General features: G+C 32.7%; 16 protein-coding genes and 5 pseudogenes. 9 read left to right on the top strand and 12 right to left on the bottom strand.

Going from position 1 to position 23,609, the window contains the following annotated elements:
* Positions 1-235 precede the first annotated feature (235 nt).
* From ACFFIT_RS00330 to ACFFIT_RS00315, 4 genes are all read left to right on the top strand, one after another.
* A complete protein-coding gene (locus tag ACFFIT_RS00330; protein WP_385875337.1) occupies positions 236-625 on the top strand; it encodes an integrase core domain-containing protein in 390 nt (129 codons plus the stop codon).
* A 68-nt stretch (positions 626-693) separates the two neighbouring features.
* Positions 694-1,209: a hypothetical protein gene (locus ACFFIT_RS00325; protein ID WP_385875334.1), complete on the top strand. Its 516-nt coding sequence runs from the start codon at positions 694-696 to the stop codon at positions 1,207-1,209.
* Positions 1,206-1,691, top strand: a complete 486-nt coding sequence (locus ACFFIT_RS00320) for a hypothetical protein (protein WP_385875333.1) — start codon at positions 1,206-1,208, stop codon at positions 1,689-1,691. The genes ACFFIT_RS00325 and ACFFIT_RS00320 overlap by 4 nt, the downstream gene beginning before the upstream one ends.
* 3 nt (positions 1,692-1,694) lie before the next feature.
* On the top strand, positions 1,695-2,222 hold the full coding sequence (locus tag ACFFIT_RS00315) for a hypothetical protein (protein ID WP_385875331.1): 528 nt from the start codon (positions 1,695-1,697) through the stop codon (positions 2,220-2,222).
* Between the two features lie 800 nt (positions 2,223-3,022).
* Here ACFFIT_RS00315 and ACFFIT_RS00310 read toward each other — a convergent pair.
* From ACFFIT_RS00310 to ACFFIT_RS00280, 7 genes and pseudogenes are all read right to left on the bottom strand, one after another.
* Positions 3,023-3,667, bottom strand: coding sequence for a primase 1D-like protein (locus ACFFIT_RS00310; protein WP_385875329.1), 645 nt, complete (start codon positions 3,665-3,667; stop codon positions 3,023-3,025).
* A complete protein-coding gene (gene dgt, locus ACFFIT_RS00305; protein WP_385875327.1) occupies positions 3,660-5,234 on the bottom strand; it encodes a dGTPase in 1,575 nt (524 codons plus the stop codon). The genes ACFFIT_RS00310 and dgt overlap by 8 nt, the downstream gene beginning before the upstream one ends.
* 1,184 nt (positions 5,235-6,418) lie before the next feature.
* Positions 6,419-7,261, bottom strand: a pseudogene (locus tag ACFFIT_RS00300) (IS4 family transposase); the annotation flags it as partial.
* A gap of 928 nt (positions 7,262-8,189) precedes the next feature.
* Positions 8,190-8,441 (bottom strand): transposase, encoded by a 252-nt coding sequence (locus ACFFIT_RS00295; protein ID WP_385875326.1) that lies wholly within the window; start codon positions 8,439-8,441, stop codon positions 8,190-8,192.
* Between the two features lie 284 nt (positions 8,442-8,725).
* Positions 8,726-9,772 (bottom strand): annotated as a pseudogene (locus ACFFIT_RS00290) (IS110 family RNA-guided transposase).
* Positions 9,773-9,916: 144 nt separating this feature from the next.
* A pseudogene (locus tag ACFFIT_RS00285) lies at positions 9,917-10,069 on the bottom strand (transposase); the annotation flags it as partial.
* The gene (locus ACFFIT_RS00280) at positions 10,066-10,224 is read right to left on the bottom strand and encodes a hypothetical protein (protein ID WP_385875324.1); all 159 of its coding nucleotides are present in this window, start codon (positions 10,222-10,224) and stop codon (positions 10,066-10,068) included. The gene ACFFIT_RS00280 and the pseudogene ACFFIT_RS00285, both read right to left, overlap by 4 nt.
* Before the next feature lie 42 nt (positions 10,225-10,266).
* On the opposite strand from ACFFIT_RS00280, the pseudogene ACFFIT_RS00275 reads away from it, so the two are divergent.
* Positions 10,267-10,497: pseudogene (locus ACFFIT_RS00275) on the top strand (integrase core domain-containing protein); the annotation flags it as partial.
* A gap of 39 nt (positions 10,498-10,536) precedes the next feature.
* Here ACFFIT_RS00275 and ACFFIT_RS00270 read toward each other — a convergent pair.
* Both ACFFIT_RS00270 and ACFFIT_RS00265 read right to left on the bottom strand, forming a co-directional pair.
* The gene (locus ACFFIT_RS00270) at positions 10,537-12,870 is read right to left on the bottom strand and encodes a hypothetical protein (RefSeq protein WP_385875322.1); all 2,334 of its coding nucleotides are present in this window, start codon (positions 12,868-12,870) and stop codon (positions 10,537-10,539) included.
* 52 nt (positions 12,871-12,922) lie between these two features.
* The gene (locus tag ACFFIT_RS00265) at positions 12,923-14,365 is read right to left on the bottom strand and encodes a hypothetical protein (protein WP_385875321.1); all 1,443 of its coding nucleotides are present in this window, start codon (positions 14,363-14,365) and stop codon (positions 12,923-12,925) included.
* Between the two features lie 1,384 nt (positions 14,366-15,749).
* On the opposite strand from ACFFIT_RS00265, the gene ACFFIT_RS00260 reads away from it, so the two are divergent.
* Positions 15,750-17,807 carry a TRAP transporter permease gene (locus ACFFIT_RS00260; RefSeq protein WP_385875319.1) on the top strand — a complete coding sequence of 686 codons (2,058 nt, stop codon included), beginning with the start codon at positions 15,750-15,752 and terminating at the stop codon, positions 17,805-17,807.
* Entirely contained in the window at positions 17,797-18,294 is a 498-nt protein-coding gene (locus ACFFIT_RS00255; protein ID WP_385875317.1) for a DUF1850 domain-containing protein, read from the top strand. The genes ACFFIT_RS00260 and ACFFIT_RS00255 overlap by 11 nt, the downstream gene beginning before the upstream one ends.
* Before the next feature lie 223 nt (positions 18,295-18,517).
* On the opposite strand, the gene ACFFIT_RS00250 is transcribed toward ACFFIT_RS00255, so the two are convergent.
* The gene (locus ACFFIT_RS00250) at positions 18,518-19,471 is read right to left on the bottom strand and encodes a TAXI family TRAP transporter solute-binding subunit (RefSeq protein WP_385875315.1); all 954 of its coding nucleotides are present in this window, start codon (positions 19,469-19,471) and stop codon (positions 18,518-18,520) included.
* A 674-nt stretch (positions 19,472-20,145) separates the two neighbouring features.
* Between ACFFIT_RS00250 and ACFFIT_RS00245 the strand changes: the two genes are divergently transcribed.
* Together ACFFIT_RS00245 and ACFFIT_RS00240 are read left to right on the top strand one after the other, a co-directional pair.
* Complete coding sequence (locus tag ACFFIT_RS00245; protein ID WP_385875313.1) at positions 20,146-20,778, top strand: GNAT family N-acetyltransferase; 633 nt, start codon at positions 20,146-20,148, stop codon at positions 20,776-20,778.
* A 292-nt stretch (positions 20,779-21,070) separates the two neighbouring features.
* The gene (locus ACFFIT_RS00240) at positions 21,071-21,778 is read left to right on the top strand and encodes a hypothetical protein (RefSeq protein WP_385875311.1); all 708 of its coding nucleotides are present in this window, start codon (positions 21,071-21,073) and stop codon (positions 21,776-21,778) included.
* Between the two features lie 226 nt (positions 21,779-22,004).
* Here the strand turns inward: ACFFIT_RS00240 and ACFFIT_RS00235 are convergent.
* Positions 22,005-22,616 (bottom strand): annotated as a pseudogene (locus ACFFIT_RS00235) (IS66 family transposase).
* A gap of 418 nt (positions 22,617-23,034) precedes the next feature.
* On the bottom strand, positions 23,035-23,238 hold the full coding sequence (locus ACFFIT_RS00230; protein ID WP_385875336.1) for a transposase: 204 nt from the start codon (positions 23,236-23,238) through the stop codon (positions 23,035-23,037).
* Between the last annotated feature and the right edge of the window lie 371 nt (positions 23,239-23,609).

Raw genomic sequence — 23,609 nt, 5'->3', positions numbered from 1 at the left:
ATTTTGCAAATTCATTCTTTTGCTGTGGGGTAAAATTAACACGAATTTTTTTAGGTTCTGTTGTCATAATATAGTCTCCTATTTTTTGTTATTATAGACTAAAGATGATTACAGGAAAATCATACCACCATATTTAAAGGAGAATATTAAGAAGGTCAAATTAACACTTCACTCTGATAATGGCAGCCCTAAGACTGGCTATACAATGAAGGCTAAATGAGAGCATTTAGGTGTAATTGCTTCATATAGCCGCCCTGCAGTGAGTAAAGATAATGCTTTTTCTGAGAGTTTATTTGGAAGCATGAAAACACGTAAACAATATCCAAGAGACGGTTTTAAAAGTATTGAAGATGCCAGAAAGTGGGTACTCAGTTTTGTGGATTGGTACAACAATGAACACAGGCATAGTGGCATTAAATACGTAACACCCGCACAGCGCCACCAGGGTATCGATGGTGAAATACTTGCGAATCGAAAAAAAGTTTATGAACGTGCTAAATTATCTCTTCCAGAGCGTTGGAACAATCGAAATACCAGAGACTGGGATTATCAAGATGAAATAGTATTTAACCCAGTAAAAGAAAATGAGACTAATAATACCAAGAAAAAGGGACAGGTTGCTTGACATTCATCGATACGCCAACAAGATTACGACATTTCTTTTCCCAAATAAAAGGCGAAGTGGGAAGTACTATGAGAGGAAAAACCGAAAGTTTTCAATTTTCTGCTGAAACTCTACTAGAATTCAGTAAATATTATAGAGAACATTCATTAGAAGCTAAAGAAGATGGGTATCTAAAAGAAGGCAAGAACATCATACGGCGAGCTGACGAGCAAGCGATAGGACGGAAGCATTACCTAAGATTGAATGGAAATAGGCAAACTCATCCCGAAGACGGATATAATTTCAGAGGGCGAGGATTAATTCAAATTACGGGATATGAAAAATACAGTACTTTCCAAACCAAGTATAATATTTACTGGTCTGACAGCTCTCCAGATAGCGTCAATCATCCCGAAATAATTAATGAAATGCCCTATGCTATTAGGAGCGCCATTTGGTTCTGGTTATATAGTTCTGTTTATACAGCAGATAAAGGTCTAGGATATAATGGTGTAATCGCTGTAACAAAAAAAGTCAATGGTGGTGACATGGGGCTTGAAGAACGACAAAATGCTTACAAATTATGTGAAGAGGTTTTTTTATGAAAAAATTTGTTTTTCCGCTATTACTATTATTACCATTTTATTCTTATAGTTCGACTTGCCAAGAAAATGATGTATTAGTTTTCTCTTGCGACTTGCCTAAAAATAAAAGCGCCGCTATTTGTGCAAATCAAACAACTCAAACGTTGAACTATTCATTTGTAAACAATGAAAAAATAGAGCTTTCAAAAGACTTTGATTCAAACCACCAGTTAATCAGATGGTTAGATAAAGGAAATTATACGACCTATTTAGGATTTAAAGGCGGTGAATACTTTTATCGCTTTATTCTTCCACAAGAAACATTTGGAGCATATGCCTCAATTGAAATTCATAGGAAAGCTCATTTAATTGCAACTTTAGATTGTACTGAAAACTCATTTGGTGAAAAAAACATTGTTAGTAAGGCTATTCAAGAAATACCCGATGAATTAGGTGATTCAGAAACATGTTATTTAGGGCTGTTTTGTCAAGGAGAAAATTGATCTATGCATATTTTTAGTAAACACATCCTATTATTTATCCTAGTAATAATAAATTATCCAGCTTTTGCAAAAGATTGTGAAGATGGTGAGATAAAAATAGGAAGTTATAGAGCTCAATGCCATAACGGTAAAATAGTTACCAATTCTTATAGGCAAGATTGCATCTCCGATGAAACTCTTATTGCATCATGCGCTCTGCCTAGAAATCAAAATGTCATTATTTGTACAAATCAACATACTCAAAGTGCATATTATTCATTTATAGAAAATGGAGATGAAAAGCTTAGATTAAATTTTGATTCGACTAATCAGCTCATACGAATAAAAGAAACTAAAACAAACACTACTCAACTTAAATTTAAGTATCATGATAACAATTATACTTTTTCTATTCCAAACGAAAAATTTAAGACATGGTCTACCATAAATATTATTGACAGCAATAATGTCAGAACCGAATTAAATTGTCATGAGAATCTATTTGGTGAAAAAGACATAGTAAACCATGCAATATTTGATGAATCAGAATAAAAAATTCTACGTTGGTTGATAGTCTAAGTGATATACCTCTAGTCACAAGCATATATTAGTATTATTCGTTAGTACTTAAAAGGTTAAGTTTAAAGCTCGGCGAGTTGGTAGTGAAAATGTTGCAAGTGGAGATGGTTGGCGATATCAAGGGAGGGGAATAAAGCAATTCACATTAAAAAATAATTACACTGCATTTACACTGCAGGCAGGGCAAGATCACATTTTAATACCCACTTAATATCTAAGTTGTTGATATTAAATTGATTGTTGGCTTTATTTTTATTTTTATGTGTAATAACTGTTATTATTATTTGTGGATTATCGAGTAGAGCGAAGACGGGACTTGAATTATTCCATATGATCATATTTATCAATTAGATAAATTTTATTGTAAAGATGTACCCCAGCGCTCATACCCTCAATTTGCTCGCATTGGGTTTTTAAAGGGCTAGGAGCCTGTCCCTCATTTGGGTTCAAGTCCTAGTAAAATAGCATGAAAAGCAATTTGATTTGATTTTAATCTAGCTTCGCTCTTTATTTAATCATTAATTGATTGTGATTGATTCCAAGTGACCTCTATTGAACAATAAAATTGAATAATAAATATACTGTTTTGCTATATCCAAACTCTAATTCTAACTATCAAAATTAGGTAATTAATGCCATTACAAAAATAAATTTGCAAATTAATTCGGCGGAATTTTATAGCTGAATGGTTACAGAAGTTTAAATGTAACAATTAAATTTAAACTTAGTTAAGATTGTTTAAAATAATCTCATTTATATAGTTTATAAACGGATTAATAATTAAAATAATAATCCATGTTAATACTGTTGGATTCATTTATATATAGATTATCATGGGTAAGAAACCCAGAACGCGAGGGGTATTTCTTATAATGGGATGTGTTATTACTCCATCTAAGTGACGAATAGCCTGCTAAAAGTCTATGTCCAACCCAACGGTCATCGATTAATTTCCTTTCTCCAGGAATATTAATTAACAAAAGACTACCCATAAAATTAATCCATTCATTCTGCTCTAACAAGCGATCTCCGTATGCATGATATGATCTTCCACTAGAAAACAAAATAAAGTTCATATTCCAATATTTTACAAACTTTAATAATGTATCCACAGGTATGGATGTATTTAGTTTGATTCCAAAATCTATCATTGGAATATGAAGAATAGCATTTGAATTTGAAACTCTTGAATTAATAGCAAGTTCTAAGCCTGGTTCTAAATTTGAAATAATGTAATTTATTGACTTTTCATTAAAATCGGGAAGATTTAATTTAAACTCATATCTATAGTCATTAATTGTCCTTGGAACATAATTATATTTACTAAATTCAAGCACCCCGCATCCTCCAAGTTCTTTGTTAACCAGATGTTTGACCCACTTATAAGGATGTTTGCTGAGTTTTAAAGTATTATACATTGACATTAATTCCCTCTATAAGTTGATAGAATTCTAATGCAAATTGGTCTGTCATGCCAGAAATAAAATCGATTATTAAATGTGTTCTTAGTTGCCATTCTATAGTTTTCGTTGCTAAATTGAATGACTTTTCAAACTTTAAGGCTATTTCAGACTGAACTTTTTCCATGCATTCTTCTTCACAATATGCAGATTCAACATGCGTAAGTTCCTCATTAATTATTGTAGATTTATAACAGTTAATATGACGAGTTGGTAATTGATTAAATAATTTTTTATGGTATTGCAAATCATTATTTTTAATTTCAACGAAATTATCAGTTAATAAATAATAAAAATTTTTTTTATTTAATTCCAATAGTTTTTGATATTTCTTTAAAATACCAGTAATTATTGAATACCCTGAAATTTCTATACTTTCTGCGTCGTAAGAACAAAATAAGTATTTTGATGTGTAAGTTTTTAGTATTTTTAAAATTCCATAAGCAAATGTTTCTTGGTTTATAATTGGTTTGTGAATTTTAAAGTTGACATAGTCATCATAATTCTGAATAAAAGCATCTGAAACAAAATTGACTAAAATATTTGATAGGTTTGCTTTAAAGTCAATGAATATGCTGATTTTTCTATTTTCCTTGCTGTAGTTGAGGCTTTCTTTTAGTTTGTTAAAAATATCAGATTCATTTGCTTGTTCTAATTTCTCTAATCCTTTTAAAAAAAAATTAATGAAATGTTCTAAAGATATTATTTTTTTTTCTATTCCATCTTCAATATCACTTATACAGTATGAGATATCGTCAGATGCTTCCATTATAAAACTTAATGGATGTCTATTATCAGCGGGTATTTTAAGTTCTTTCCATATCTCTTTAATTAATTTTTTTTCTGTATTAAAATAACCGATTTTTTTACTAAATTCATTAGAACGTTCTTTTGGCATTGTAGATGGGCAGTAAACATACTTAAAAAATGAAGCTAATTGTGTATAAGTTAGATTTAAGCCGTTAAATCCATCATCTCCCTGCAATTTAGTTACTATTCTGATACCTTGAGGGTTACCATCAAAATTTATAAAATCCTCCATGATGCTAGAATAGTCTTCTTTATTTTTTTTGGGGTTTTCATCATAATCAATTGCTTTTTTAAGAATTGGTAAAATATTATCTTTTGACTTAGCCCATGAAACTATTGCAGCCTCGCCAAAATGGCCAAAGGGTGGATTACCAATATCATGCATTAGACATGACGTTTCTACAATATTTGAAATAGCTAAAGCATTTTCCTGCCAGTATTTTTTTACGTTTGTATCAAAAACTTTATTACTTGCTATTTTCTCAGCAATTTGTGCAACTATATATCGACCTATGTGTGAGACTTCTAATGAATGGGTTAGTCTTGATCTTACGGCAGAATTGCTTTCTAAAGAAAAAACTTGGGCTTTTTGTTGTAATCTTCTAAATGGGGCTGAATATATCAATCTAGCTCTATCACTCTGTGTTGATGCTAATAGTGAATCATGTGAAGCACTTGATGTTCTTTTTCTTTTATTTCCAACTGATTTTATCATGCTCGATCCCTATTACGTAATCTTTTTGCGTATCTATGAAAATATCAGGACGAATGCTTTGAATACTAATGCGAATTTAGACCTGGTTTATTTTCTAACACAATGGTATTAAAATTAGTACTCTTGTTAATTAGAATAACAGCTAAATTAGTTTAATCTATCATTCCTAATAAGCCTTGAGCTTAAAGTGTTCAATTGGAAAATTTCTCTAATAATATTTGCATAATCGAACTTTAATGATTTATTAAAAATTTATTTTGATAACATGCAATTAATTAAGAATTCAACCATAAATAGAACTAGAGTCAAACTATATTTAGATAATTATATCATCAATGTTTTTATTAATGAAGTGATGTAATGGACTCTTTTCCTCAAAATCATCATTGTGGCAAAATATATATACTATTAATAATTTCAGTGGTATGGTGTGCCTTGAAGCTAGTTATTAGATGAAAATAGCTTATAGTAGCCACTCTGGTGGTAGAACCAGTAAGCGACCGGTAAATAGTAGGTTTTAAATTGGCACCAGCTACGGTATTTAGATATATCATAATGAGCGATAAAGCAAAGAGTGCAATTAAATAAAAAATAAATCATTTGCTTGGCGAGCGATATTTTAAAAACTTGAACTTTAATTAGCAAAGGAGTTAATGTTCATTTACAGGGGTTTATGGACTGTTATATTAAATTTTATCCATCGTGGTTTAAAATCAAGTCAAGCTTTAGATGCATGCTTTGTATCCTAAATGATTGAAAATAAAAATAAAATCAAATATTAATAGGTGAATGGGTGAGCGTGTACCTATTATTGCCTGCAAAAAATTATATGTTGCACGAAAAAAATATTTGTGTACTTGTTATTTGACTTATTGACAACACATACGATATTTCTTAAACTCTTTTTTTTAACTCTGATTCTAAGTATTTGATTTGACAGTAAGGGATAAGACCTGATGTAAACATCTCAGTTTCTTTATTTCGTTTGGTATTAGATCTCCCACAATTTTTCGAAATAAATATGAATATTTCATCTAATAATCTCATGTCTTGCTCATCGGAATTTAGGTAATTCATTAATTTGGGAAACCAGCACAAGCTGCTTCGACAGATTTTCTGTGTTGAGATAATCGTTTGCCATAAAATACCGACTGATAGCGCAACGTAACGCTTTACTATCAAAGTCAAAATGCTTTCCCATATAAGCGTTTTAACAATATTGGCATTCCAGTATTGACTTTCTTTTGACTGCAAAACGACTTTAATTCTTTAAAAAATAATTCGATTTGCCATCTTAAACTATAAAGTGATAGTACTTTATTACCCTTAAATTGGTCCCTGTCTAGGTTTGTAATTAGGTAACCTTTACCCTTTCTTTTTCTACCATAAAACTGAATGATTCGAATCGGGATATTTGTTTTTGCCCACTTTACATCCATATCGACAAAATCATGATTTTTAGTTTTTAATTCCTTTAATTTCATTTCATTATGACAAAGTTTTGCGCCCATTTTATTATATTTTGCTACAACAAGAGGATTGATATTTACTTTGGCTCTAACAATAAAAAAAACACCAGATTTGCTTATTTTTTCAAGGTAACCGATATCAAAATACCCCGCATCCATCATTACTAAAGTTTCTTTTAGTCCTTTTTCAGAATGTCTATAGTTTTTCTCACTTTCTTTATCTGCATCAAGCGCAATATAATTAGCCACGCCTTTCACTAAATCCATAGTTAAATGACACTCTATTGCTGCAGGTGCCGTTTTTGTAAAGCGACCAGGAAATTCCTCTGCTAAACGAGGATTTAAGGTTAAAGAGGAACCGTTATGTAAAAATATGTTTTTAAAAAGAGTTTCTTTGGATAACGCTTGCTTAAAAGGCGCAAGAAAGAGTACTTTAGTTGCTTCTTCAACCATGGTTTGTATAAATTTGGTACATTCCGCCTTTTTAATTTGATTATGAAAAGGTTTGTATTGACTTGCCTCTTGTTCACTATGCATTTTTCTCAAAATATCTGCTAGGTTAGCATGATCTTTGAAACTAAGTGTTTTGAATTAAAGCGCTTAAAAACCTCTCAGGTTGCAGTAACCGCATACGCTGCATAAACTTAGTTTTTCTTGCAAATTCTCTAATTGAAACTTTATAAAAAATGATTTAAATGGACTCGAAAATGTGGTAAATTTATTAGCCATAGGAACCTCTTTTATGAAAATTTGTTTTATTGAGAAACTACATTTGATCATAAAATTGGTTCCTTTTCATTTTTTTTGCTAAAAAATTGAGCCTAAATCTCCATAAAAATCAATCCGCTAAAAATTTGATATTAAATCAATAATTTATAAGATTCACGAATGATTGACAACAAGATAATCTCGGCACAGGTGTGAGGTTCAGATAGAAGAGTCACGTGACGCGAGAGTATCACGTGTAGCTCCGTAAGAGAGGGCGGTTCCTCCGATCTTCTCGACAACAGGAATTTATATCAAATTACTGGTTTAAATCTTTCGATGAATGAAATCCAGTTATAAGATATGAATTTATCATAGTTGTTAAGAACTATATCATTGCCATTTAAAACAAATTGATTTTGTTCCACTGCTCCAACAATGGATTTGTGTTCAATAGATGAGTCAAGGTTATTAATTCTAAAACCAATATCATTAAAGAAATTACTAACAAATATTTCCTCTTTTGAGGTTTTAGTGTTTTTTCTAATCGTTTTTGATTTGTTTTTTAATAATTGGTTGCTTAGAGAGAATATTTTTATATTATCAGAGAGCTTTGAATTAGTCTTAAATCTCTCATTTGTTAAATAAAAAATCTATTTTTTTAAAAATAGATTTTTGAAAAAATTTTTTTGGGGGCTTTTTTTGGAAAATAATTCAATTTTTCCTCTTTTTAACGAAATATGTCAGCATTTTTCCCCTTTTTTGGCCTTTTAGCCAAAATTTAGGCGTAGTTAGCCTGTAATTGCTCTAATTCTTTTTTTATTGTGGTCGCTCTTTTGAGATTTAATACCAGACAACGCATGGAAAAACTTAGCGCATTTCTCTTTAGGCCTTTATATCTAGCTTGCCCCATCCCTAGATGCATTTTACCTAGCCCAAAGATACTTTCTACTCGGCTTTTTATTCCATATATGGACTCTTCCCGTTTGCCAAGCAAAAAATATGATTTTTTAATGGTTTCGAATGCTTCCATATATTCGGCTTCTTAGTGAGCATTTGGCTCGAGCACAGGATGAAATTCGCGCATGAGGTCTAATCACTACAACGGCTTTGAAATCAGGGAGCCTTGGTATAGTACAGATTTCTCTCATGCAGGTTCGACCTTTTAATCATCACATCTTTTGTTCCGCAATTCGGTTGGATTAGTACTTTTTAATTCAAATATTCATAAGCGTTTTAATTTTAACCTTCCTTGAAGTATGACTTAACGGTTTTATGCTAAGTCATACTTCAAGGAAGGACCCTGCGGGAGGCACTTTATCCCATGAGCTGACTATTCTCTCGTATCCCCATATCGGTTCGATAGTCTGTTCCCTTATTCAGTATAGCCCATACAATTCTTGCGGTTTTATTCGCCAAGGCGACCGCAACAACATTAAACGGTTTTTTAATCGCCATGTTATTAATCCAGTCAGCTCTACGTCCGGTCTTATTTCCTATAGTTCTTAATACAGCTCTAGCACAATGAACCAGTAAAGTTCTTAGATAACTATCACCTCGCTTAGTAATACTCCCTAAACTAGTTTTACCGCCAGAAGAGTGTTGATTAGGCACTAAACCAAGATTTGCAGCAAATTCACGACCAGATTTATATTGGCTACCATTGCCAAGTGTACTGACTAAAGCAGACGCAGTAATAGGTCCTATTCCTTCAATGGCCTGTAATTGTTTGACCCTGTCATCGCTATCTGCATGCGAAGCTATGATTTTGGTCAATTTGTCTATTGCCTCATCAAGATTATCGAGCATTAATTTTTGCACTTCTAAGGCTTGTTTTAAAACCCCAGGTACATCGCTTTCTGGTTCAAGTACAGAAGCAATCAACGGCCTGACCTGACTAGGACCTCTTTTAGTATGATAACCAAACTCAGAGAGTAACCCTCTTATGGCGTTAATTAATGCTGTTCTTTCTTTTATTTGTTATTGCCTAATTTTATGCAAGGCCAATCTTGCTTGCTGCTCTTCACATTTAATCTCAACAAATGTCATATGTGGACGGCTAACTGCTTCACATATCGACTCTGCATCTCTCATATCGTTTTTATGGCCTGTGACATAAGGTTTCACTTTCTGAGGTGCGATGAGTTTAACTGTATGTCCTAATTTATTTAAGGTGCAAGCCCAGTAATGAGCACTGCTACAAGCTTCTATCCCTATTAAGCAAGGTTCACACTCACTGAAAAATTTCATCACTTCTGCACGTCGTAAGGCTTTATTAAAAACACGCTTTTCATTATGATCAACAGCACAAACCTGTATAATATTTTTAGCTAAATCAATACCAATGCGTTTGTATTTTTTCATACATCCTCCTAAAATTATCAACAGTGTATATATTTTGCCACAATGTTGAGTTAAGGGGGAAGAGTCCATTACATCACTACAGACTCGGTTGAATGCCTTATCCTCTTTTGTTAACGGCTTATTGCGGTAGGCTCGCTTTAATATCTTATTTTCAATACCTTTCGATTCTAGTTGTTTTGCTGTTTTCTCGCTTGCATAAGCACTATCAGCATAAACCTCTACTTCATTACCTGTCAGTAATTCCTCAAAAACTTGTGAATCATGTAACTTACCTGTTGTAACGACTGCCTGAGTCACAAATCCATCTTCATCGCAGGCAATATGACCTTAAACCCGTAGGTCGTTTTCATTTTGCCGTCTGAACCTGTTTTCACATTATAACTCGCGTCCTCATCTTGTGTATTTTTCCCTGCTTTGTCTTTATTAGGCCTATTGTTCAGTGCTTTTATCACTGTAGCATCTATATTACTTACTGAGCCTTTCTGTACTATTATTGGGCTAAAAAAGAAGGCATTCAATTACTTTATATTGAACCTGGTAAACCAACACAAAATGCTTATATAGAGCGTTTTAATAGAACCGTTCGGGAAGAATTATTGGATATGTATTTGTTCGATAGTTTGTATGAAGCTCAGAATATTGCGACCCAGTGGCTTTGGATGTACAATAACGAAAGGCCACATTCAGCAATAGGCCAAGTAACACCTAAATTTAAACTAAATTAACAAAGTTTCTATTTTTAATTCGAGTTAAAAATGGGGGTATTACACTCTCATTTTATTTTTTATTTGTTTATTTTTATTATGGGTGAACTTTTCAAGCGATGGCAAATTTTTTTCTAAGCCATCAATCAGTAAATCAGTGGTATAAATCCAATCTTCTTTGCTGTCTCTACTCCCTTTAAATTCTGTTTTTATACGCTGTTTAAATGATTTTGCTTTATTAAGGATATCTTGGTACATATCATAAAATGGTTTAGGGAAAATATTAATCTCTTCACTATAAGCACCTATATGGAAGGTATTACGACTCCACCATCTAATGACCGTATCATAATATTTTTGATCATCTAAAGTCAGTTTAAATGCGTCATTAAGCCTTCTATAATACCCTAATAATAGAGGAATATATTTATTATGAATGGCTTCGTCTTTTTCACGTAAGACCCGCATAAAAAAATCAGTATCAAGCGTCCAATCTAGACGCTGAATATCAAATGGTCTATTTTCATCAAATAACCAATAAATAGTCTCAAAATAATCAGGATGGCTGAAAGGCAGGTAGGCGAGCAAATGCAAAATAGGGTCGGAATTAAAAGTAATTTTATCTTTCAAGTGAATTCTAGTAAGCGTTAGGCCTTTAAGATCATCAGGGATAACATCTATTTCTTTATATAGATTGTAATAATAGATGAAAAGTGAATACCATCGTTTATCAAGGGTTTCATAGGTCATGGATCTGTCAAAAAATTCATATTCATCAATTCTTAAGTATTCATCAAATTTTTCAATAAAAAAATATCTATTTTTAATGGCTGATTTTAAAACATCCTCAACAATATCTACATAGGGGCTAAATAAGTCAAAGGCAGTTGTTGGGCTCTTATAAGCATGGATGATAGAAATAGCTTCAGTTGCCCAAACAATTTTAGCCCAGCTGTTAACGTCTTTATCTTGGTAAAATTCACAAAATAACTCAGCACTTTTTTCTTTAAAGGCAGCTATGTGCTTAGCCATACCCAAAATTTTAATTTCTCGGATTAAATTAAAATCTCTTTTATTGCGTTGTTTCTCTTGTTTAGCAATTGCCCAGAGTAATTTTTTATATAGTTCTAGGATGGCCTCATCATTAAACTGAAATAAGAAAGGAAGAAAATGAGCAAGTTCACTTTGATAAAGTGACACTTGGTTTGGATTAGATTGTAGGGATATTAAAAAATCCTCGACAAGCAATGTCGCCTTATTTATCAAACGCGTTTTGACTGACGTTTTATCGATTGATTGAATAATTTCGCTAAAATAGGGCATAAGCGCGAGATTATCAGTATTATCATAAATATCTAAGATATAGTCTAACATGCGAGAGGGATTAATCTGAGTAACTATATCAAGCAGCTCTGGGAGATATTCGATAAAGTTATGTAGAGGCTCTCTTATGTCGTCCTCATCCTCTTTAATTGGGTTAAGGATGGTATCAAACGCTTTAATGCAATCACTAAAAAAATTAAAAATCAGATCTTCATGCTTTTCTAGTTTTGAATTTTCCGCTAATAGTTCTATTGATTTTTTGGTAATTGTCGGCAACGCATTTAAGTTCTCATCGATGTTAATTAAAAGCTTAGGTGTTAATAACATATTTACAAGTGAGAGAGCCTGATTTATGTCTAGTTTAGCGATTTCAGTTAAGCTATTTTCAGAGTCACAAGGGGACCTGATGACGAAATTGACTAGAAAAGGGAGAATATTAGTGCCGATTCTGCCAATAATTTTATCATCAAATAACGGGACATTTTTTTCATCAATATAGCTATAAAGGCCACTATGAATACCTTGAGCAAAATAATTAATCATCCTTGCATCAGTAAAAATAGGGTGAGGATCTTTATTTAATAATTTCTGAACGATTTTATCTCTGTTAGGGTTATAGCCTGCTTTACAAATTTCTATCATAGTATCAATTCCCTTGAAATTGAGCGTTGAGTTCAAAGCATTAAAATCAAGAGAGTAGGGGGATCTTGGGCTTTTAGGTAAGTTAACATCCACGGTATTTAGTAGCGAGATTTTAGCACTAATAATCGCATCATTAACTAAAAGAAGGTTATCTAAGGGGTACATCAAACCTTGAGAACTATTGTCATGCATCTCAATATTATCGGCAGCATTCCTTTTAAATGCTTTAGGCATTATCAGATTGATTGTAGACAATAAAATAGTGTTTAAGTGTGAAAGTTCCTTTGATAGATTAGACAGCGCATCAAATTTTAGTTGAATATTTTGTAATTCCGACTTGTCTTCTAAATGGATTTGACCCTCTGTAAAAATTTTATTTATCAATAATTGCAAAGAATTGAGAAGGGGAAGTATCATTTGTTTATTCATAGTATTTGCCAAAGTGTTAGTTCAATATGTGCGTTAGGTGAGTTTTTGCTGACTAAATAATTAATCTCAACATCTCATTATCCAAAAACATAGCCATCGGTTTTGCAATCAAAAACTCAGTGTTTTCATCCATTGAGAACATAATTGCTAAAGTATATTCAGAGATGTTTTCTGGTAATAAATGTTGAACTAAGGTCATATTGTCATGCATATTAGGATGGCAGTTAAAAAATGGAATGTTTGACAATGTGATGGGAAAATTATTTTCATCTAGAATGACGACGCTTTGGTCTTGTAAATAACAGCGTTTTCCCTTGATAAAATAGATAGGATGTTGATTGTTCAAGGAACTTTGAAAGTTTGATATGACTTCATGAGCAAGAGTTTGAAAATCAGTGTGTGCAAATTGATGACACACAGCAATATCCTCAGGTTGCAAAGGAGATTGAACAGGCTCTTCTAATACAATGTCTGGATTGATGTTATTAGGTGTTTTAAATATTCGATGTGAGCTTACTTTGTTTGACACCGAATCGTTTAATAATTTAGATTTTAAGTCCTTATCATCTTTAGGCGCAGAGGAGCGATAAATTTCTCCTGTGGCTAAGTTAATCCAATAGGCATAATATTTAAATTCTTGTTCATGAGGCCAAAAGCAAAACTGCAATAAATTAACATTAGCTTCCGTTAAGTTCAATGCTAAGAGTTCTTCATTGTTCCATTCATGACCTAACAAACTCTCAACGTTATTGTTTAGGGCAGGTAATGGGTTCACCGTGAGTTTAAGCGAGTCTAGATACTGATTAATTTCATTTAATAATTTAAATGCGCGAGAAAGTTTTTTTTGTGCTTTTTCATATTCCGAGCTATGAAAAGCATAAAAAATTTCTTTGCACACTTGAAATAAAGCATTTTCAGGGTAATCATTAAAAGCATTAAAGCGTTTAAAAAAATCATCAAAATTTGAACTTTCATCTTCTTGATTTAGGGCATTTTTAAAACCAACACTTAGCACAAAAGTAATATAATCTTGGGCTTTCGAAATGATTTCTCTATCAATTTGTCGCTTCTTTGGTGAAAAAATGGTAATAAGTTTTTCAAATTGCTCTCTAGTGAAATTATGAGCTTGTAATTGCCTATCTTGGCCTATTAAGGTTTTATTGATTTTACCTAGATTTGACTCATAATGTTCACTTAGATAGGTTAGTAATGCTATGTTGTGTATACAAGGAGAAGAATGGGATTGGCAATGACAATAGTATTGTTTACCACTAGCTTTTGTTGTTGCATCAGAAAAATCAATCGCATGGGGATAAATGATATCACGTTCATTGTAATCTAAACTAAAAGCATGAATGAACTTCTTGTCTTCTGAAATATAACATAAATGAGTGAGATCTTTTTTGATAAGCTCATTTGCTAAATCTATTGATGAAATATCATTTGATTTAACCCACATGAGTGATTTTGAAACTTCTTTTAATAAGTTATGCATCTTTTAGCCTTGAATTGATAACTACAAAGATTAAAGTAGAAGTGAGGGTATTAATTTCTAAAAAACACTAAATGCTTAAAAACTATAAAAACTAAATTGTTAATCTAGAAACATTTAGAGAGTTTTACTTACAGTTAGGTGTTGAGTAATTTAGCCTAATAATATTTATTTTGCAATCAAATGAAAGAGAATATTTGCGTGGCATATAGCTTGTGTTTTTAACATGTTAAAAGAGTATTCAATTTAAGATATGATTTTTTTAAGGAAGATTATACATCAAACTGAAAAGAATGAATCGATAATTTGGCTAAATTTTAGATGAACTAATTGGCAAAGATAAGGCAAACATAGAGACGATGAGTGATTAGAGATCTTTTTTTCTAATAATTTATTTGTGTTTAATTTTCGTTGATGAAGTAGGCATCAGGGGAAATTACACTTAAAAGAAGTCGATGCACTCTTATCAAAATCAAGTACAAAAATAACATTGAGGCCAGCATCTTTAAAACCTTGGCTGGTTACACCACAGCCAAAAAAGAAATCAAATACCAAAATTTTATGCTGATTCATGCTTCGCTCAAAAATTTTAAAAGCCTATCCATTAGGATAGATAATACCTCATTTTTATAATCAATTTTATTTAAAGCTGCGTTTAACAATTCTACATAAGTATCGCCTCGTTCCTTACTCTGATAAATAGGCGTTTTTTCGATACTTAATCATGCTCTAGGGGAATGTAATTATGACCTTTTTTATGGTAGTTTAATCGTTCTATATTATTTTGACATTATCATAGGTCTTTAGATCTCTAAGTCAGTTTATCTGAAATATCAAATTTTTTAGTTACGTGATCCATCGATAGTTTTTGGGCTAATGAGCGCGTAACAGATTCAAATATATTGATAAATCTTGAGTACGCAAGAGTCCATAAAACATAAAATGGAGATTTTTTTGACATTATGGACATTTAACTTCCGGTATCTTAACTTTTATGTATCCTTTAAAATGGAAGACATCGATAAGCCTCTAAGCTCTTTTGTTATGAATTAGAATAGGTAACTTAGTTATTAAAAGTACAGTAAAATGGATAATTCATAGGAAAAGTCTTAACTAAATCTGTCCTTTTTTATTTATTTGAAAAACATTTAATCTTTACCTACAAAGTTTTTTAGAACTTAGAGTAACTTCACAAATTTTTAACAAATATTGGTGAGTTTGTATTCTGTTTGTTATGGTGAGCTTATATTCTGTTTGTTATATTGAAATGTGTTAAATTTTGTCTGGTAATGTGCTTTAGCATTATCTATTTTTAGAATTGAGTAAAATATAATAAAAAAGAAATATCATTAAATGTTGATAAAGGGATATAGAGGGAATAAGTAATATGATAGATGAAAACCAAACCGTCAAAAGACTTGATGATAAAATTTTGACAAAATGTATCTTTTGGATTGCTCTGATTTTTGCAATCTTTCAAATCATCACAGCCGCTTATCATCCTGTATCTTCTCAAGTTTTGAGAAGTATGCATGTGGGTTTTCTTTTATTAATTGTTTTTATGAGCTATCCTTTTATCACTAATTCTCCCGATAAAAAACCGAACTTAATTATGGGCATTATCCTAGGATCGCTAGGACTTGCTACAGGTCTGTACCAATGGGTTTTTGAAGCTGATTTAATACAACGATCAGGTGAATTAACGCCACTGGATTGGTATATGGGGATTTTGGTAACGATACTTATCTTTGAAGCGGCCAGACGGGTCATGGGACTCGCTTTACCTATTGTATGTGGCGTTTTTTTACTCTATGCACTTTTTGGACATCTATTGCCAGGTGATTTTGCGCATAGAGGATACGATCTTGATCAGATAATCAATCAACTAGCATTTGGTACTGAAGGCTTCTATGGTTCACCTACCTATGTCTCTGCAACTTATATCTTTTTATTCATTCTATTTGGCGCTTTTTTAGAACAAGCTGGTATGACAAAACTATTCACTGATTTTGCGATGGGCCTTGTCGGACATAAATTAGGGGGGCCAGCTAAAGTATCCGTTTTTTCTTCTTTATTGATGGGGACTATTACAGGTTCAGGTGTTGCTAATGTGGTGACAACAGGCCAATTTACAATTCCTTTAATGAAACGTTTTGGTTATAAACCAGCTTTTGCTGGAGGTGTGGAAGCAACGTCTTCTATGGGAAGTCAAATGGTTCCTCCTGTCATGGGCGCAGTAGCATTTATAATGGCTGAAACCATTAATGTACCTTATATTGAAATTGCCAAAGCTGCGCTTATTCCTGCGCTGCTATATTTTGGTTCAGTATTCTGGATGGTTCATTTAGTAGCAAAAGCTGATAATCTTAGTGGTTTGCCTAAAGAAGATTGCCCTAATCCTTGGAAAGCTATCAAAGAGCGTTGGTATCTTCTTATTCCTTTATTTATTTTAATTTACTTGTTGTTTTCAGGTAGAACTCCAATGTATGCAGGTACGGCAGGACTTGCTTTAACCGTTATCGTTATTTTAGGGTCTGCAATTGTGTTAAAGGTTAGCCAAACGTCCTTAAGAGTGGCGTTTTGGGTGTGTTTGGCGTTAATTACCAGTGCCCTATTTAAATATGGTATCAGTGTTGCTTTTATTGTGATATTCGGACTGATTGGTGGTTGTTTATTCATTAAAGGCGCAAAAGAGACGCTTAAAGTTTGTGTTAATGCATTAGTTGAAGGTTCTAAACATGCAGTGCCCGTCGGTATTGCCTGTGGTCTTGTCGGTGTTATTATTGGTGTGGTCTCTTTGACAGGGGTTGCTCCTACCTTTGCAGGTGCCATTTTATCGATAGGGGAAAACAATTTATTACTTTCATTAGTGCTTACGATGATTACTTGCCTCGTGCTAGGTATGGGTATTCCAACCATTCCAAATTATATCATCACAAGCTCGATTGCTGCCCCAGCTTTATTATCATTAGGAATTCCATTAATCGTATCACACATGTTTGTGTTTTATTTTGGGATTTTAGCCGATTTAACCCCACCTGTTGCTTTAGCATGTTTTGCTGCTGCACCTATTGCAAAAGAATCCGGCCTAAAAATCAGTTTATGGGCTGTAAAAATTGCGGTTGCGGGTTTTATAGTACCCTTTATGGCGGTATACAGCCCAGCCTTAATGCTTCAAGGTGATGCATCGTTATTAGAAACTGCTTATGTGACTATTAAAGCAATACTCGCCATGGCTTTATGGGGTGTAGGTACCATTGGTTTTTGGCGAGCTAAATTATATATTTGGGAGCGTATTATTGCATTTTTAGCAGGTGCTTCTTTAGTGTTAGCTCTTCCATTAACCGATGAGTTAGGTTTTGCGGGTGTAGCTTTAGTCTTTGGTTATCATTTTTACAGAACTTCAAAAACTAAAGTAAAAACATGTTTAAATAATGCAAATTAATCTCGGGGCTCTTTTATTGATATGTAGTCATTCCATGGAAGAGCCAAATTTAACATATGCCCACTGTAATGTAGTGCATTCAAAGCCAAATACTAGTGCATTTGTGTACAATAATCTTCCTGCCTATAGTACTCTTAAGCTTTCATGGACCCATTCAGTTGAAAAAATCGAATGGCATGAAAGCTATATCTTGGATAATTATCAATTTTTCTTAGATGAAGTGAGGTTAAAAGGTTCAGGGGCTGGCATGGAAATTCCAAATGAGGCTATTTTTAAGGAGTCCTATTGGATACATTATCCCAACACAAATCTTGGTCAGCTCTCATTAACCTATTCACCGTATACGCCTGATTATCAGTTATGCATTGCTCAAAGATGTGCAAATTTATTTGATTGGATGGCAAAAAATTTTGAAACACACTTGTCTTCAGAATTAAGTTATCGGGTAAGTATTGAGGTATTCAGTCACATCAATTTTAATCTATAATCTAAATCAATAAGCACCTAAACAGTTTGGTATATAACAAAATTTATAAAGTAAGGTTTTATTCAATAAAAAGAGTTTAATCCATGGGTATTTTAAATAAAACCCAAGGTTTAAACTCTTCAGAAAATACTAATTATTTTTAATTAACTTACCTAGAATTTATCTAAACATCTAAATAATATTGCGTTTTTGATTAGGTTATTAAAGCGCTAATATGAATTAATTATAATAAACCCTTTTCTTTGTAATACTTTTCAGCACCAGGGTGGAGTGGGATAGGCAGATTTTGATGCGCTGTTTCAGGGTTAATATCCTTAGCAGCTGAATGTGCATTTTTTAACTTGTCCAAGTTTTCAAAAACACCTTTGGTCATTTCATATGCAACATCATCACTGACATCTTCGTGAGTTACAAGGACATTTGTGATAGTCACTGTAGGTACGTCAGTTGCTTGACCCTCATAAGTATTTGCAGGAATGATACCAGCACCATAAGCAGCAGAACCAATTTTTTCTACAATGTCTTTTTCGATGGGAACTACCACAATTTGCATGTTAGTTGCTAAATCACGAAATGCTGCCATACCTAATCCAGATGATTGTAGTGTTGCATCTAACTGACGGTTTTTAATTAATTCTACAGATTCAGCATAAGGTAAAAATTCCACTTTACCCAAGTCTTCATAAGAAAATCCAGCGGCTTTAAAAATGGCTCTTGCGTTGAGTTCTGTACCAGATTTAGGAGCACCCACTGAAACACGCTTACCTTTTAAATCATCAAGTGTTTGAATGCCACTTTCTGAATTTGCTATGATTTGAATGTAGTTCGGATATACATTAGCAATACCACGAAGTTTAGTAAGTTCTTTTTTAAATCCAGCTTCAGTATTACCTGCCCAGCCATCAGCAACAGAATCACCTAAAGCAAACGCGAGTTCTCCTTTACCTTGTTGTAAAAGATTTAGATTTTCTACTGAAGCCTTTGTTGCTTGAACGCTGGTTTTAGCCTCAGGGATACTGCCATATACTTGAGAAAGGGCAACACCAAGTGGATAATAAATCCCACTTGTACCACCTGTTAGGATGTTTATATATTGCGGTTTAGCAAAAGTATTTCCTGAAAGAAGCCCAAGAAAAACCCCTATTAAAGCCGTCGATTTTATACTTTTTTTTAGCATCGCCATTTTTCTCCTAATTAATGTTTCATGGTTTCACAGTTTCGTTGCTTCAGTATTTTGTTAGCTTAGAATTTTAATGTGTAACTAAGAAGTGATTGACCTAGTTAATAAGTAAACAAAGATGAATTTATACGTAGATCAACTCATTCAAAAGTGTTTTGAGCATATCACTTAGAGAGATTTAATTGAATGTTTTTGAAATAGTTTAGTGGGGTTTAATCTAATAGTGTGTTACACGTCACAAAAAGTAAGGAGGGGATAATTACGTTAATCTCAAGTAATTTGTTGTGGTTGACTTAAACGAATTTATAAAGAAAAGAATGAATTTGGGGTGGTAAATACTAGTAAGTACACAAGCCTTTTTTGAACAAAAAGTTAAAAATTTCATTGTGTGAACTAATTAAGTTATATTACTATTAAGAGTAGAATTTAACCTAACACTTAACACTTAACACTTAACACTAATAGAAGAGTTGGAATTTAAAAATTACACTTAGTTAGCATTAATTAATAAAATTAATGTGTCAGTTATCAATTCGATGTTAATATAGAATTTTTTATAGTATCACTTTCTTTTTTAGGCAGTTAAAGCACAGATCATCTAGATTCATTAAAGAAGCGCGGATTAAAACGTCATATCAATTGGTGGTTTGTTGAGATAAACAGGAGTGATAATGTCATTTATAAATATGGCTAATCCATGGCCGTTAGTACCTCTACCTCTTTATAGTGATAAAGTACATTTAGTGCCTTTAGCGTTAGAACATGCTGTTGATTTAAAACTAGCACTTGAGGAAAACGATTTGTGGAATTTTTGGTTAACTCCAATTCCAACCGTGAGTTCTTTAGAAAAAGAAATAAAAAGAAGACTGTCACTTCAAAATGAAGGCAAAATGTTCCCTTACAGTGTATATGATGTCTTAAAAAATAGGTATGTTGGTATGACGACATTAATGGAACTAGACAGAGATAATCAACGACTTGAAATAGGTTATACTTGGTATTCTAAATCATCACAAAAAACCATTATTAATACCCAAGCAAAATACTTGTTACTTGAGTATGCCTTTAGTGAATTGAACGTTATTGCAGTTGAATTTCGCACGCACTTTTTCAATCATGCTAGTAGACGAGCTATAGAAAGGCTAGGTGCTAAGCTTGATGGTGTGCTTAGAAATCATAGAATAACTCTGGATGATGAAGGTAATCGTATTTTAAGAGACACTTGTGTTTACAGTATTATCCAAAGTGAATGGCCAACAGTAAAACAACACCTAAGATACAAACTCAATAATTATGTCTATTGATTATTGGTAGTATCTGGGGTTTACTGATACTTCTAGACTACTATACTGAAGTTACTTCAAGTTGCAGGTTAAGATATTCTTCCGATACTCACTGAGTGGGTGTTAAGTAATACGAAATCCTGCATCTTGATTTCCATTGAGTATAGGTCATCGGAAATAATAAAAAGGCTTCTGGGTTATACATTAAAAATTTTAACCCATGTAAAAATGGCATCATACTTTTTAGAGCTAGGCTGCTTACTACTAATACTTCTCATAATTCATTTTTTTAATTAAAATTCTTGGAGGTCAGGTGTTTTACAATTTTAAGTCACTTATTCCCTTTGTTTTTTTCATCAGTTTGATGGCAAATGCTAATCAAGAAGTTATAGTAACCGATTTGAAACCAAATGCGCCTGATTTTGTTGAACTAGACAATAAGTTTAATCAAGAAGGCATAGTTAAAAAAATTATTCGTAGTGAATCGCAATTAGGAAAATACTACTTCATTTTTGTTGAAAAACCGATTAAAAAAACTATTTATTCAGGAACGCTTACCACAACATATGGTTTAAATAATGAGGGTAGATGGGGAGAAATTGATTACATAGAAGAGGATCCTACTGAAATTGTAGTTAAAAATTTAAGAGCATACATTATGTCTGCTCATCCTGATGGATTTGTTCAAATTCAAAAATTTCAAGACGATGGAAGTGATATTTATTCTCCAGAATTTTTTTATCATGATTCTTTTATAGAAGATGCTGATGATGATGGCAACCCTGAGTTTTATTTAACTTATTTCGCAGATAGTGATGGGCTTGATGATAAACCGTTGAAAGTCATCGTATATGATTCTAATCAAAAAGTGGGTGACAGTTTTTTAAAAGCAAAAGCAACTGCTTTTTATCCTGCAGGTAATGAAGAAAGTATATATCGAGTGAGATATGATCAATTTTGGATGTCGTTACCTAACAAAGTGCAACTTAGAGCTAATGATATCATAATGAAATATAAATAAAGAATTTGTAATAATCCAAATTCACGCACTTTTAAACAGCCATTTACAAGAATTAAAAGGGACGAACATAGCAGATATATGATTAGAATTTTTTTGTTTATTTGCTATGTTCTTAAATATGAAATTTCAATTTAATTATACGGGCCTAATTTTGATGTTGTTCCGTTATAGAAATATCATCTGATTAAAATTTATTAGTAAGCATACGAAGAACTTAACTAGCTTACTAATTTGTGTGAAGTATAATAGGTGTTGTCGATGTTGAGATTTTTTCACTCTCAGTTTTTTGAATTGATTTGATTGGTAATAGTTTGTCTAGCTCGTTATATTTCGAAGTTGGCAACACCGCTAAGGTTTCTCGTAACGATTGCTCTGGAAAGATGCCATTGGCTCTTGCTGCGACAAGTAGACTCGTGATATTTGTCTTCAGTTGCGAAGCTGCAAGTGAACCTGCGAAGGGCCAATTTTTTTTACCTAAAGCAATAGGTCTGATGTTTCTTTCGATATGATTATTATCGATAGGGACATTGCCATCTTTTAGGTAGATTTCTAAAGATTTCCAGCGATTAATGGCATGATTTAATGCTCTGGTAAAAAGTGTATTCGGTAATGTATTAGTTAAGTGTTCCATTAACCATTTTTATAACTTTTTAACAATCGGTTTAGCAAATTTATTTCGCCCTTGTTTTCTTTGTTCAGGTGTCAGATGCTTCTGCTCATCCACAATCTGATAGAGTTTAGCACTTTCATCGATAAAATATTGGGCCAATGGATACGGTGCGACTTTAACTATTTCAGCAAATTTACGACGGACATGGGTAAAGCAACCGGCTTCAATAATCGATTCATATTTATCAAACAGGGCTTTTTAGCCAGAGTAATCGTCCACGAAAAGTTTACCCTTGAAGGTATTTAAAATATTTTGGGCGTGTTAACACTCACGACTGTAGGATAGTCAAACTTTTCTGTAATGTTTCTTAGCCTGTTTTTTTAATTCTTTCTACGTTTACCATAAGAGCCTAGAGTGTTTTGGGCTATCTCTGCCATTTTCTCAATAATAACTTCATCATCAGAGCTATTGCTTGGCTTATAATAATAGGATGAAATAGGTACGTCTAATAAAGCGCAAATGCGTTGTATCTTTATATTTGGTTCGGCCTTGCTCAATTTGTCAATCAGCGTAAGCCTGGATTGTCTTGTATGAACAAGGCTGTTGCCTTTTTTAATATACGGATATCCTCGCGTGCTTCAGCAAGTTATTTTTTAAGCTGATAAATTTCACGTTTATCCTCATTTAATGGGACTTTACCTTCAATAACTTGCCCCTCTTTTTCACTTAAATACTGTTTTTTCCACCTTAGAACAGCCGTTTGACAAGCACCTGATATATCCATCACTTGTTTAACGGAATATCCATCTTCCACTATTAATTTTACAAACTCATTCTTTTGCTGTGGGATAAAGTTAACACGAATATTTTAGGTGCTATCGTCATAATATAGTCTCCTATTTCTCGTTATTATAGACTAAAGATGATTACAGGAAAATCATACCACCATAATAAATGCGTTTATCATCCATGAGCCTTGGTACGATTTGAATGGGTGAGAGGTGCTTATATTCTTCACAATTCAGATAATGATTCAGCATGTGATACTCAAATTCTGAAAGTTTATTTTTAGGCTCAACATAGCTACGATGTGCTTTCAATCGCTTATCTACATTAAGACTTAGGTCTTTATTATTCCCCCATCTGAGCCCTATGAATTAGGATAGTTGTTAATAATTTTATAGTACACTATCATTAAATAATAGGAGATTTAAAAATATG

Origin of the sequence: Thorsellia kenyensis (assembly GCF_042432445.1) — a bacterium.
GTDB classification, from domain to species: domain Bacteria; phylum Pseudomonadota; class Gammaproteobacteria; order Enterobacterales; family Thorselliaceae; genus Thorsellia; species Thorsellia kenyensis.
The sequence above is the reverse complement of the archived record's forward strand: the minus strand, read 5'-3'. Positions and strand labels throughout refer to the sequence as shown.

Coding starts and splice junctions, on each gene's coding strand:
- ACFFIT_RS00255 (WP_385875317.1), top strand. CDS start 17,797: ATGCAAATTAATCTCGGGGCTCTTTTATTGATATGTAGTCATTCCATG.
- ACFFIT_RS00295 (WP_385875326.1), bottom strand. CDS start 8,441: ATGGAAGCATTCGAAACCATTAAAAAATCATATTTTTTGCTTGGCAAA.
- ACFFIT_RS00250 (WP_385875315.1), bottom strand. CDS start 19,471: ATGCTAAAAAAAAGTATAAAATCGACGGCTTTAATAGGGGTTTTTCTT.
- dgt (WP_385875327.1), bottom strand. CDS start 5,234: ATGATAAAATCAGTTGGAAATAAAAGAAAAAGAACATCAAGTGCTTCA.
- ACFFIT_RS00325 (WP_385875334.1), top strand. CDS start 694: ATGAGAGGAAAAACCGAAAGTTTTCAATTTTCTGCTGAAACTCTACTA.
- ACFFIT_RS00270 (WP_385875322.1), bottom strand. CDS start 12,870: ATGAATAAACAAATGATACTTCCCCTTCTCAATTCTTTGCAATTATTG.
- ACFFIT_RS00265 (WP_385875321.1), bottom strand. CDS start 14,365: ATGCATAACTTATTAAAAGAAGTTTCAAAATCACTCATGTGGGTTAAA.
- ACFFIT_RS00315 (WP_385875331.1), top strand. CDS start 1,695: ATGCATATTTTTAGTAAACACATCCTATTATTTATCCTAGTAATAATA.
- ACFFIT_RS00245 (WP_385875313.1), top strand. CDS start 20,146: ATGTCATTTATAAATATGGCTAATCCATGGCCGTTAGTACCTCTACCT.
- ACFFIT_RS00260 (WP_385875319.1), top strand. CDS start 15,750: ATGATAGATGAAAACCAAACCGTCAAAAGACTTGATGATAAAATTTTG.
- ACFFIT_RS00310 (WP_385875329.1), bottom strand. CDS start 3,667: ATGTATAATACTTTAAAACTCAGCAAACATCCTTATAAGTGGGTCAAA.
- ACFFIT_RS00320 (WP_385875333.1), top strand. CDS start 1,206: ATGAAAAAATTTGTTTTTCCGCTATTACTATTATTACCATTTTATTCT.